Origin of the sequence: Novosphingobium sp., from assembly GCF_027486195.1 — a bacterium.
Lineage (GTDB): Bacteria > Pseudomonadota > Alphaproteobacteria > Sphingomonadales > Sphingomonadaceae > Novosphingobium.
This window is the reverse complement of record NZ_JAIXPP010000011.1, coordinates 73,506-85,295: the sequence shown is the minus strand read 5'-3', so window position 1 is coordinate 85,295 and position 11,790 is coordinate 73,506. Positions and strand designations below refer to the sequence as shown.

Genomic DNA, 11,790 nt, shown 5'->3' with positions numbered 1-11,790 from the left:
CACTCTTGGAGCTAATGGAAAAACCTCGGTTGGACGCACTGTTCAAGCCGGACCAAATCTATGAGAGTGATGACGGAGAGTTCATCGCGAGGCTGACCGAGGATACCCGATTTGACCGAAAATCGGGCCGGGTGGATGGCAGTGGTCTTGCGATTTGCCTCTCGGCGTTTGGAAATGGCCCGGCAGTTGAAGGCGGTGTAATTGCAGTAGGTATTGAGAAAGATGGTCGGGTAACCGGTTGCAAGCACTTAAGTGAGAGCAAGATCCAAGAAATTGAAACCGCCGGGCGCGACAGGTGTCCTGACGGAAGGTTTACTACGCGTCGAATCGATGTGAAAAACCTCAATGACGAGGATGACTTCCTGATCTTGATCCGGATTTATTATGTTGAAGGTCGGCTAGTGTCTCTCACTAATGATGAGGCTTATTGTCGACAAGGTGATCGTTCTCGACGTCTAATAGATTCCGAAAAACAGGAAATTCGCATTTCTAAAGGTGAGCGCTCTTTCGAGCTTGAAACCTCAACGCTACAGTACCCCGATGATTTTCGAAGCCAAGATATCGCCAACTTTGTAAGCCGTATCAGGAAGGCACGAGAGGGGTCGGATGACATTCCTGCAGAAAGGATACTTCAATCACTTCGTCTCGGAAAGATAGTTAACCGGGAGTTTGTTCCCAATCATGTTTGCGATCTTATGTTTGCAAATGATGCGCAGCAGGTATTTCCAGGCGCTTATGTCCACTTTTTACGATACAACGGTACGGTTGCGAAATCAGGTTCTGAGTATAACGTTATCAAGGATAGGATAGTTGAGGGAACGGTTCTTGAGGTCATTCGAGAAACTGCCTCCGTTCTCGATGCCAATCTTCGAGAATTCACAACGTTTCGGGACGGAAAATTCTACGCGGTACCAGAGTATCCCCGAGACGCTTGGTACGAGGCCATCGTAAATGCAGTTTGTCATAGGTCCTACCATGCGCGTACAAGCCCGGTGTTCGTACGAATGTTTGATGATAGACTGGTGATTGAAAACCCGGGTTCCTTTATGCCGTCGGTTAGTCCCGAAAACTTATTCCATAAACCTCGAAACCCATTCCTTATGTTTGTTCTTCGCGAGTACGGAGAAGTTCGCTGCATAAGTGAAGGTACTGCACGAATATTTCGTGAGATGCAGGACGCCAAGCTGCCTAGGCCAGAGTTTCTGGGGAGCGAAAACTCTGTGACAGTGACCTTTAAAAATGAAATTGCTAATCGTACAAATAGCCTAGATTCGGAAGCTTATAAAGTTCTTGGTGAGGCTCTTTCCTTTTCTCTAGATGACGATGAGAAAAAGATTGTCAATTATGTCATTGAGCATCAGCGCATGAATGTCAGTGATGCGCTCAGAATCTTATCAACTACATATTGGCATACAGCGAAAGCTAAGTTGTCAAGGTTGGTTGATAGAAATATACTCGATTTTCATAGCACAAAGCAGCGCGATCCAAACGCTTTTTACACTTTGCGGCGACCTAATAGCTCAGGTTTGCAGTAATATTAGGGTTACGGTGGCAGGTGGGATTACGGAGATTACGGTGACACTTCACTAAATTCCCAAATCCTTAGAGCTCTCGTCGGCCCGTGCTTGACACGGGCCTTGGCTTTTCTTGGCGGCAAAAGCCCAGCCCCGTGTCAAGCACGGGGCGACGGAGAGGGTGGTTCAGGTGCGAGCGTGCCAGCAAAGCATCCCGACTACGCGGTCGCCGCCCTATCCCAAATCATCTCTCCTCGCCCCGAAAGCACAGTCTCGGTCGGCCCGAACAAGTCCAGCACCACCACCTCGTTCGCACCCACCTTCAGCCACGGCGCCGGGACAAACACCCCCCGCTGCGGCCCGGCGCTCCAATACCGGCCCAGATTGCGCCCGTTCACCCAGACATAGCCTTTGCCCCACCCCCGCAGGTCGAGGAAGGTGAAGCCCGCCTCGGTCACGGTGAACGATCCGCGATAGAACGCAGGCCCCGTCTCCCCGCCGCGCTGGGCCGCAAACTGCAGCTTGCTCACATCCTCCAGCAGCACCGGGCGATGTTCCCAGCCCTTCAGCGGTGCGCCGTCCACGGTGATCGGGCCGATCAGCCCCTTCTGGTCCTTGCCGAGCCCCATGCCGTAGTTGGCATGGCCCATCGCCTCCACTAGCACTTCGATCATCGCCCCCGCCGGTGCGTCGATCATGAAACTCTTGTCCCCCCGGCGGCGGTCGAGCGTCGCGGCGGGTTTGCCGTCCACCGTCACCAGCGCCAGATCGCGCACTTCGGTCAGGCTCAGCTGGCCTTTCGCGGCCTGCGCCAGCCGGTGCCGATAGAGCAGCATCCCCGCCGCCCGCCCGCAGCCTTCCAGCGTCTGCGGATCATCGGCCACTTGCGCCGCGCCCAGCAATTGGCCCAGCGGCGCCACTTCGCCCAGCGCAAAAGGCGCGACTGTCAGCGCCTTTTCGGGCGCAGGTAGTTCGCGGAAGCTGTCTGCGGGCAGGTAGTCCGCCAGCAACTTGCGCACCGCCGCGTATTTCGCCGTCGGCCGCCCCGCCTCGTCGAGCAGCGCGTCGTAGTCGTAGCTCGAGATATCGGGCTCGAAAAAGTTCTTCTCCACATCGAGATTGGCGCCCGCCCAGGTCCCGAACGAGGTGCCGCCGTGGAACATGTAGAAGCTCACCGACATCTTGCGGTCGAGCATCCACTTGAGGTTGGCGACCACGTTTTCGGTGCTCGTCGTGGCATGCGTCTCATGCCAGTGATCGAACCAGCCAGCCCAGAATTCGGAGCAGAACGCCGGGCCGGTAAAGCCCTTGTCTGCCCGCTCCTTGAACGCCTTCTCGGCCTCACCTGGCGTAAACGTGCCGAAATTGATCCCTGAAGGAATGCCCGGAATCGATCCCTTCTCCATCACCGACGCGCCGTCGACGGTATAGAGCTGGCCGCCAAACCCGGCGGCGCGCGTCGCGTCCACCAGCGCCCGCAGATAGCGCTGGTCGCTGCCAAACGCGCCGTATTCGTTCTCGATCTGCGTCATGATGATCGGCCCGCCCCGGTCGATTTGCAGCGGCGCCAGCTCCTCGCCCAGCCGCTTCAGCCAGCGCGCGGTGGGCTTCATGAAGCGCGGATCGAACGCGCGCGCAGGGGTGCTGCCATCGGGAAACAGCCAGGCCGGCAGCCCGCCGCCATCCCACTCCGCGCAGACATAGGGGCCGGGCCGCAGCAGCACATGGAGCCCTTCCTCCTGCGCCATGCGCACCCACGCCGCGACATCTAGATTGTCCGAGAAATCGAACACGCCCGGCGTCTGTTCGTGGATGTTCCAGAACATATAGGCGCTCAGCGTATTGAGCCCCAGCGCGCGCATCTTGCGCAGCCGGTCCCGCCACAGCGCGCGAGGGATGCGCGGATAGTGCATTTCGCCCGCAAGGATCTGCAGCGGCTTGCCGTCGAGCAGGAAGGCGTTGCCCTTCACCACGAATCGCGAACCGGCGGGCGCGGCAAGACCGGGCACCGCCAGCGAGGCAAGGCCCGCAGCACTGATGCTCATGGCAGTACGGCGATCGACGGTCATCAGGCTGGTCCTTTGTGGATGATGCGCGGGGGCATTGAGGCTAAAACCTGATTTATCAGACTTATTGCCGGTCATCAAACCGCGAAGCCCGGTTACCCTCGTCATCACCGCGCAGGTGGGGAGCCAGAGCGCCCACAGCGCTCCGCTCGCTATCATTACCCGCCAGCCCGATCCCGCCCATAATAAATAACAGACGCATCTGTTATTTATTAGCCACTGTCCTACAGCGACTGCCCTGTAGTATGTTCTTTAAATGTTCCATCCACTCCGCGCAAATCTGCCGTTTTTGATCCTGCTGTCGGCTGCGCTGAAGGGGCTGACGGTTTTCGCTCTGGACTGTGTCAACCGTGTCAACTTGTCCCGAAATCGCCGAACCCGACTCGGCGGCACGCAGACGTCAGGCCAACCCCAGCTTCGCCAGTTCGCCCGCAAGGCTCGGCGGCAGAATCTCGGCGCTTTCGCCGTCCGCAAGATCGGCGGGTGCTTCTGCCTCTTCCAGATAGCGCCAGCCCTGATGCGCGCGCTTTGGCTTGGGGTGCACGTCTATCAGCTTGGTCGAGATCACGATTTCGGTGCGGCCATCAGCCGATTCCTCGAAGCCAAGGATTTCGCTGCGCGCGACAAGCTGGTGCTTGAGGATCCAGTAGACCGAACCACCGATCATTTCCTCATGGCGTTTGGGCAGATAGCGCGTGGTGAGGCGTGCCTGATCGCGGCGGGTCTTGAACCAGCCATGCAGGTCCTCGAACGAGGAGGCCCCGAAGGCGACTTTGGTCATGCTGAGCGGCATGGGGGTCAGCTCGCCAGCCCGCTGAGGACGGCAAGGCCGAGGAACGAGAAGAAGCCCATCACATCGGTCGCCATCGTCACGAACACGGCGGAGGATACGGCGGGATCGACCTTGAGCCGGTCCAGCGTGACGGGGACCATGATCCCGGCAAGGCCCGCGACAAGATTGTTGATCACCATGGCCGCGCCGATCACGCTGCCGAGCAATGGGTTCTGGAACAACAGCGCGGTGCCGACGCCGATCAGCGCACCCAGCGAGAGCCCGTTGGCGAGCGCGATGCGCAATTCGCGCAGGATCATGCGCACTGTGTTGGAACTGGTGAGCTGGTTGGTGGCAATCGCGCGCACCACCACCGCCAGCGTCTGCGTTCCCGCATTGCCGCCCATGCCCGAGACGATCGGCATCAGCACCGCGAGCAGCGCCAGCTTGGCAATCGCGCCCTGGAACATGCCGACCACCGAAGAGGCGATGATTGCCGTGCCGAGGTTGACCACCAGCCACGAAAGCCGCGTGCGCACGGTGAGGTGGATCGGCTCGTTGATGTCGCCGTCGCCCGCACCGGAGAGGCGCAGGATATCCTCGCTCGCCTCTTCCTGGATGATGTGGACCACGTCGTCGACGGTGATCTGGCCGACGAGCCGCCCGCTTTCATCGACCACAGCGGCGGAAATCAGCGCATATTTCTGGAAGCGCAGCGCGACCTCTTCCTGATCCATCGTCACCGGGATCAGCGTCTGGTCGCGTTTCATCACGTCGGTCAGCGCGATCGAGCGCGGGGTGCGCAGGATCCAGGAAAGCGCGCAGGTGCCGATCGGATGATGCTTGTGATCGACGATGAACACTTCCCAGAACTCGGTCGCGAGGTCCTGATCTTCGCGCATGTAGTCGATGAGATCGCCGACCGTCATGTGTTCGGGCACCGCGATCACGTCGCGGCTCATCATGCGGCCGGCGGAGTCTTCGGGGTAGGATAGCGCCGTCTCGATCGCGGCGCGGTCTTCCGGCTCCATCTCGGCGAGGACGGCCTGCTGGTCTTCCTCGTCGAGATCCTGGATCAGCGCGACCGCGTCGTCGGTCTCCATGTCGCCGGCGAGTTCGGCGACTTCATCGGGATCGAGCTCTTCGACGAGATCGTCGCGGACATAGTCGTTGAGCTCGGAAATCACCTCGCTGCCGAGCAGATCGTTGATCGCGCGGGCGAGATCGACGCGGTAGTCCGGCCCGATCAGCTCGAACAGGTCGGCCACGTCGGCTGGGTGGAGCGGCTCGACGAGGTTGTAGACGGTCTCCTGATCGTCCGCATCGAGCGCTTCGGTCACGCGGCGGATGAACGAGGGGCGGAGGGTGTTGTCCTCGTCGTCGAGGCTTTCCGAATTGCGCGCAGGCTCAGTGACCGCCGCCGTCTCCGTCATCACGGAGCCGCCATCCGCGAGAGCGGAGTCGTGCAGGTCTTCGTCGCGCGCCATGCTGGCAGGCGATACGCAAGGGGGAGGCAAAAGCAACCTCGATGGTATACTTTGGCGAACAAGGGATTATATGCCGGGACCAGACAGAAGGGATTTGGTGACCATGGCAGACGAAAAACTGGTTCTTACGCTCGATGGCGGCGATGTTGTGATCAATTTGCGCCCGGATCTGGCGCCCGGCCACGTCGAACGTATCAAGGAACTGGTGGGCGAAGGCTTCTACGACGGCGTGAAGTTCCACCGCGTGATTCCGGGTTTCATGGCGCAGGGCGGCTGCCCGCAGGGCACCGGCATGGGCGGATCGAGCAAGCCCGATCTCAAGGCTGAATTCAGCGATGCACCACACGTGCGGGGCGTCTGCTCGATGGCCCGCACCAGCTATCCGCACTCGGCCAACAGCCAGTTCTTCATCTGCTTCGACGATGCCCGCTTCCTCGACAAGCAGTACACCGTTTGGGGCGAAGTCGAGAGCGGCATGGAGCATGTCGATGCGCTGCCCAAGGGCGAGCCGCCGGCAAAGCCCGGCGCGATCCAGAAGGCGGCCATCGTCACGGCCTGAGGGCTCGCGATGAACCTGGAGCTCAGGCATCCCGCGCCGGCCGACCGCGCCGCGTGGGACCGCCTGTGGCAGGGCTACCAGCGCTTCTACAAGGTGGAGATCGCCAACGCAGTCAGCGACCTCACCTGGGCGCGCCTGCACGATCCGGCCGAGCCGATGCACGCAGGGATTGCCTGGCAAGGCGCGCGTGCCATCGGCTTGGTCCACTGGATATTCCACCGCTCGACGTGGACTGCAGGGCCCTATTGCTACCTGCAGGACCTCTATGTCGAGCCCGACGTGCGCGGCGGCGGAGTGGGCCGCCTGCTGATCGCCCATGTCCGTAGCGAGGCGGAAGCGGCAGGTGCTTCGAGGCTCTACTGGCTGACGCACGAGACCAATACAGACGCGATGGTGCTCTACGACAAGGTCGCCGAACGTTCGGGTTTCGTGCAGTACCGGGTGGTGCTGTAGGCAGAGGCGACAGGGATCAGCATGACCGAATACACCCGCCTGCGCGCACTTGCCGATCCAGACCATCTTCCAGCGCTGAACCGGGACTATGTCCATGAACGGCCGGCGCTGGGGCTTGGCGATCTGACCCACCCGCCGCGCATCCTGCTGCTCTATGGCAGCCTGCGCGAACGCTCGTTCTCGCGCCACGCGGTGGAGGAAGCCGCGCGCCTGCTGCGGTTCTTTGGTTGCGAGACGCGGATCTTCGACCCGTCCGACCTGCCGCTGCCCGATCAGGTGCCGGGCGATGATCATCCGGCGGTGCATGAACTGCGCGAGCATGCGCTGTGGTCCGAAGGGCAGGTCTGGTGCAGCCCGGAGCGGCACGGCCAGATCACCGGGATCATGAAGACGCAGATCGATCACCTGCCGCTCGCCTATCAGGGCCTCAGGCCGACGCAGGGGCGCACGCTTGCCGTCATGCAGGTCAGCGCCGGATCGCAATCGTTCAACAGCGTCAACAGCTTGCGCATTCTTGGCCGGTGGATGCGGATGTTCGTCATCCCCAACCAGTCGAGCGTGGCGAAGGCCTATATGGAATTCGACGCGGAGGGGCGGATGAAGCCTTCCGCTTACTACGAGCGCATCGTCGATGTGATGGAGGAGCTTGTCCGCTTCACCGTGCTGCTGCGCCCGCATGCCGAGCGGCTGGTGGACCGCTATTCGGAGCGTGTCGAAGCGGGGCGGCCTACAACCCTGCCTTGATCATCCAGTCGTGGAACAGCCGCACGGGGCGTGATTGCAACGCGCGAGGGCGGCAGACGAACCAGTAGGAATAGGGGCTGTCGACCTCGATGTCATAGAGCCGGGCCACGCGCGGATCATGGCTGCGCTTGTAGTGGTCATCGTGCATGATCGCGATGCCAAGGCCCTGCGCGGCAGCTTCGAGGATCAGCTGGCCGGAATCGAAATGATCGATCGCGGCAGGTTGCAGCGCTTCCAGATGAAGCGTGCGCTTCCATGCCTCAAAGCTCATCGGCAGGTCGTTGTGGACGAGGAAGGTCTGCTTGCCCAGCTTTGCAAGATCGGGCCGCGTGCCCAGTTCAGCCACGATCTCGGGCGTGGCAATGGCATAGACGCGGTTGTGATCGAGCCGCACCGAATGGAGCGAGCCGTCCGGCCCTTCGGACAGGATGATCGCAGCGTCGATGGTGTCGCCCAGCTTGGTTTCGGCAGCCGCCGAACTGTCGATATCGATGTGGAGCTGCGGGTGGAGCTTGCGCAGTTCGCCCAGTCGCGGAAACAGGCGCTGGCTGCCGAACAGCGGCAATACGCCGAGGCGGAGGCGCAGCACCTGCCCAGTATCGATCAGACGATCGATCCGGTCCGCCATTTCGTCGATCAGCGGCGCGACCGCATCATAGAGCTGCTGGCCTTCCTCGGTCAGCTTCAGAAGCTGGTGCTTGCGTTCGAACACCGGCTTGCCGATGAACTCCTCAAGCGCGCCGAGCCGGCGCGAGAGCGCGGAGGGGCTGAGCGCGAGCTCCGCCGCAGCCGTCTTGGCCGAGCCCGCACGCACGACGCGGATGAACGCTTCGAGTGAGCGCAACGGAGGCAGGCGGCGGATCATCGAAAAGCTCAGTCGTCCTCAGGTGTTACCGGCAGGGGCGCATGGAGCCGCAGCCGGGTGAGCCTGCGCTCGTCCCCTGCCGTCACCTCGATCCGCCACCCGCTGTCATGTTCCAGCACACGGCCGACCGGGGGGACTTCCCCCGCCAGCACGACCGCGAGCCCGCCCAGAGTATCCACGTCCTCGTCCACCAGCGCAAGCCGGGGATCGATCCGCTCGCCCACATCGTCAAGCTCGGCACGCGCGTCCGCGTCCCAGGTCAGTTCGTCGATCTGGCAGAGCAGTTCCTTCGGCGCATCGTCGTGCTCGTCCTCGATCTCGCCGACGATCTCCTCGACAAGGTCCTCGATGGTGATGATCCCGTCGGTGCCCGAATATTCGTCGATCACGATGGCAAGGTGGGTGCGGCTGGAGCGCATGTCGGCCAGCACGTCGAGCGCGCCGCGTGCCTGGGGCACGAACAGCGGCTGGCGCATGAGCCCGGTCCAGTCCTTGGGCGCGGCCTTGCCCGAGAGCGCCATGCCCGCCACGATCGGAAACAGGTCCTTCACGTGAAGCATGCCGACCACTTCATCGAGCGATGTGCCATAGACCGGCAGGCGGCTGTGGCCGTGCTCGGCAAAGGCGCTCACGACCTCCTCGAAGGTCGCGGCGGCGGGGATCGCCACGATCTCGCCGCGCGGGATGGCAACATCGTCGGCGTCGTTCTCACTGAAATGGAGCAGGTTCTTGAGCATCTGGCGCTCGAGCGGCAGGAGATCGCCGTCTGCACCGTTGCTGCCACCGGAATCGCCTTCGTGCTCCTCGATCGCTTCCTCGATCTGCGCACGCAGCGATTGGTCGTGATCCGGTCCCCGGAAGAATGCCTTGAGCGCGCGCCACAACGCGCCGCTACTGTCTCCTTCGCCCGATCGGCTTTCGCCGCCGGACCCATTGCCCTCAGGCACGGCCCATCACTCCTTTGTCGCTAATGCGCCGCATATGGGTCGGCGAGGCCCATCAGCGCAAGCGCCTTTGTCTCCAGAGCCTCCATTTCCGCAGCGTCATCCTCGCCGGTCTCATGATCGTAGCCCGCCAGATGGAGCAGGCCGTGGACAATGAGGTGGGCTGCATGGGCCTCCACCGTGACGCCCTTGTCCGCCGCCTCACGCATGCAGACCCCGTGCGCCAGGATCAGATCGCCCAGCATCCCTGGCGCACCCGGCGCCGCGGCTGCCGCCAGCACCTCCTCGCGCGACAGCATGGGGAACGACAGCACGTTGGTCGGCTTGTCCTTGGCCCGCCACTGCTTGTTGAGCGCGTGGACTTCCTCGTCATCGGCCATGACGAGGCTGACGAGAAGATGCTCGTGCGCGAGTTCCGGAGCAACAGCACCGGCGGCTTCCGCCGCGCGCGCGGCAAGGTCTTCCCAGTCGGTGGAACTTGGCCAGACGGGGTCGATATCGAGTTCGAGGGTGGGGGCAGCCATCGCAGTCAAGGGATGAGGGTCATCACGAGGCCGGACAGATCTTGCTCTCGAAGGGACGTCCCGCGCGCTGGGCCTTCTTCGCGTCGGACGCCTCGACCTCGCGGAACACGAACTCGAACAACGCAACCGTGTTTTCGGCCGGGAGCGGGTCGAGGATCGTGAGGACCCTGTCCACCTTGCCGCAAACTTCAGGGGTCAGATCCTTGCCCATCGCCTTGAACAGGCCGACCTTGAGGAACACGCGAAGCTCTGCGGCCGACATGCCGGAGAGCTCCCCCTTGGTATCGAACCTTTCCACGATCGCGGGCACTGCGCTTTCGTCCCCCGGCAAGGCCTCATAGCGCTTCAGGAGGTCGGGACCCTTGGTGGCAAGGTAGGAACTGTTGCCAAGAACGGGCACGCACTTGGTCGAGACGCCGTTGATCAGGATTGGCATGGCGAACCGCGCCGCGACGCGCATTTCCGCACCGGTGATGCATTTCACCGGCGCCGCGAGCACGGGCTGGATTGTCATGGCCGCCAAGGCCAAGGTTGCTGCAAGCTTCTTCATCATGCCGGTTTTCCCCCTCGCCAGGCAGCGCTCAATCGCGGCCTTCGTAAGCCTCGACGATCCGGCCGACAATGGGATGGCGGACCACATCGGCAATATTGAAGCGCACCATGCCGATGCCGTCTACGCCGTCGAGCCGGCCCACCGCATCGTTCAGCCCGCTCGCCGCCGAGCCGCCGGGCAGGTCGGTCTGCTTGGGATCGCCGCAGATCACCATGCGGCTGTTCTGGCCGAAGCGGGTGAGGAACATCTTCATCTGCATGGGCGTGGTGTTCTGCGCTTCGTCGAGAATGACGAAGGCGTCGGCCAGCGTGCGCCCGCGCATGAAGGCGATCGGCGCGATCTCGATCTCGCCCGAAGCGAGGCGCCGCTCGACCTGTTCGGGCGGCATGCAATCGTAGAGCGCATCGTAAAGCGGGCGGAGATAGGGATCGGCCTTCTCCGTCGTGTCGCCGGGCAGGAAGCCGAGCCGCTCGCCTGCCTCTACCGCTGGGCGCGAGAGGATCAGGCGCTGCACGCTGCCGCTGATGAGCTGCGCGACCGCTTGTGCCACGGCGAGGTAGGTCTTGCCGGTGCCCGCCGGCCCGAGCGCGAAGATCACGTCATCGCGCACCAGCGCGCGCATGTATTCGATCTGGGTGGCCGAGCGCGGAACGATGGTCTTCTTGCGCGTGCGGATCATGATCGGCGGCGCGCCATCGGGGGCGCCGGAGATGATCCCTTCGAGCGTCGGTTCGTTCGACATCATGATCAGCGAATCGACCGCGCCCGCATCCACCTCATGCCCCGAAAGCAGGCGCTGATGCATGCCTTTGAGGACATCGCGGGCGCGCGCGACCGCATCGTCTGGCCCCTCGATCACTGCCTTGTTGCCCCGTGCGGAGATATAGACCCCCATGCGGTTCTCGATCTGCACGAGATTCTGGTCGAACTGGCCGAACAGCGCACCGAGCACTGTCTGCTCCTCGAACGCGATCTCGATCCTGGCGCGTCGCTGGCTTTCGCTTCGTGCGGCTTCACCGCGCTGTGGATCATTGCGTAAGGCACCCTGCCAGTCGCTGCGGGCAGCCTCTTCATGCGAACGGGAGAACTTGCGGGCCATGCGCTCCTTTCAGGTTTGCTGATGCGAGATTAGGCACCGATGCGACAGGCGCAAGACACGCCGGGCCGAAATCGCATCATTTGCACCGCCTTGTGGCGGGCGGGTCCCTTCTTGCGACAAACTGCGACCAAAATGTCGCTCCCCTTAAGCCGCTGTTCCCGGCTGGTTCAGCCCGAGAAAGGCATTCTTCAGCTGTGGTCGCAGACAAGC

The 11,790-nt window shown here is 62.2% G+C and carries 12 protein-coding genes; 4 read left to right on the top strand and 8 right to left on the bottom strand.

Annotated features, from left to right (window positions below; all coding sequences use genetic code 11):
- The first annotated feature begins 29 nt into the window (after nt 1-29).
- Nucleotides 30-1,535, top strand: coding sequence for an ATP-binding protein (locus Q0071_RS02350; protein WP_298164885.1), 1,506 nt, complete (start codon nt 30-32; stop codon nt 1,533-1,535).
- Nucleotides 1,536-1,732: 197 nt separating this feature from the next.
- On the opposite strand, the gene Q0071_RS02345 is transcribed toward Q0071_RS02350, so the two are convergent.
- From Q0071_RS02345 to mgtE, 3 genes are all read right to left on the bottom strand, one after another.
- Entirely contained in the window at nt 1,733-3,583 is a 1,851-nt protein-coding gene (locus tag Q0071_RS02345) for a beta-galactosidase family protein (protein ID WP_298164883.1), read from the bottom strand.
- A 397-nt stretch (nt 3,584-3,980) separates the two neighbouring features.
- Nucleotides 3,981-4,373 (bottom strand): DUF1489 domain-containing protein, encoded by a 393-nt coding sequence (locus tag Q0071_RS02340; RefSeq protein WP_298164881.1) that lies wholly within the window; start codon nt 4,371-4,373, stop codon nt 3,981-3,983.
- A 5-nt stretch (nt 4,374-4,378) separates the two neighbouring features.
- The gene (mgtE, locus tag Q0071_RS02335) at nt 4,379-5,785 is read right to left on the bottom strand and encodes a magnesium transporter (RefSeq protein WP_298164973.1); all 1,407 of its coding nucleotides are present in this window, start codon (nt 5,783-5,785) and stop codon (nt 4,379-4,381) included.
- Between the two features lie 157 nt (nt 5,786-5,942).
- Between mgtE and Q0071_RS02330 the strand changes: the two genes are divergently transcribed.
- Genes Q0071_RS02330 through arsH form a run of 3 tightly spaced genes read left to right on the top strand, consistent with a single transcriptional unit; the run spans nt 5,943 to nt 7,595 of the window.
- Nucleotides 5,943-6,398 (top strand): peptidylprolyl isomerase, encoded by a 456-nt coding sequence (locus Q0071_RS02330; protein ID WP_298164879.1) that lies wholly within the window; start codon nt 5,943-5,945, stop codon nt 6,396-6,398.
- A 9-nt stretch (nt 6,399-6,407) separates the two neighbouring features.
- Nucleotides 6,408-6,851: a GNAT family N-acetyltransferase gene (locus tag Q0071_RS02325; RefSeq protein WP_298164877.1), complete on the top strand. Its 444-nt coding sequence runs from the start codon at nt 6,408-6,410 to the stop codon at nt 6,849-6,851.
- A gap of 21 nt (nt 6,852-6,872) precedes the next feature.
- Entirely contained in the window at nt 6,873-7,595 is a 723-nt protein-coding gene (gene arsH / locus Q0071_RS02320) for an arsenical resistance protein ArsH (protein WP_298164876.1), read from the top strand.
- Here arsH and Q0071_RS02315 read toward each other — a convergent pair.
- The 5 genes from Q0071_RS02315 to Q0071_RS02295 are packed head-to-tail and all read right to left on the bottom strand — an operon-like array spanning nt 7,579 to nt 11,580.
- Nucleotides 7,579-8,460, bottom strand: a complete 882-nt coding sequence (locus tag Q0071_RS02315; RefSeq protein WP_298164874.1) for a LysR substrate-binding domain-containing protein — start codon at nt 8,458-8,460, stop codon at nt 7,579-7,581. The two genes, arsH and Q0071_RS02315, sit on opposite strands and share 17 nt — an antisense overlap.
- Nucleotides 8,461-8,468: 8 nt before the next feature.
- The gene (locus tag Q0071_RS02310) at nt 8,469-9,407 is read right to left on the bottom strand and encodes a hemolysin family protein (protein WP_298164872.1); all 939 of its coding nucleotides are present in this window, start codon (nt 9,405-9,407) and stop codon (nt 8,469-8,471) included.
- A gap of 20 nt (nt 9,408-9,427) precedes the next feature.
- Entirely contained in the window at nt 9,428-9,928 is a 501-nt protein-coding gene (gene ybeY / locus Q0071_RS02305; protein ID WP_298164870.1) for an rRNA maturation RNase YbeY, read from the bottom strand.
- A 22-nt stretch (nt 9,929-9,950) separates the two neighbouring features.
- Nucleotides 9,951-10,568 (bottom strand): hypothetical protein, encoded by a 618-nt coding sequence (locus tag Q0071_RS02300; RefSeq protein WP_298164868.1) that lies wholly within the window; start codon nt 10,566-10,568, stop codon nt 9,951-9,953.
- Nucleotides 10,510-11,580 carry a PhoH family protein gene (locus tag Q0071_RS02295; RefSeq protein WP_298164866.1) on the bottom strand — a complete coding sequence of 357 codons (1,071 nt, stop codon included), beginning with the start codon at nt 11,578-11,580 and terminating at the stop codon, nt 10,510-10,512. Before Q0071_RS02295 ends, Q0071_RS02300 begins: the two co-directional genes overlap by 59 nt.
- Nucleotides 11,581-11,790: the final 210 nt, after the last annotated feature.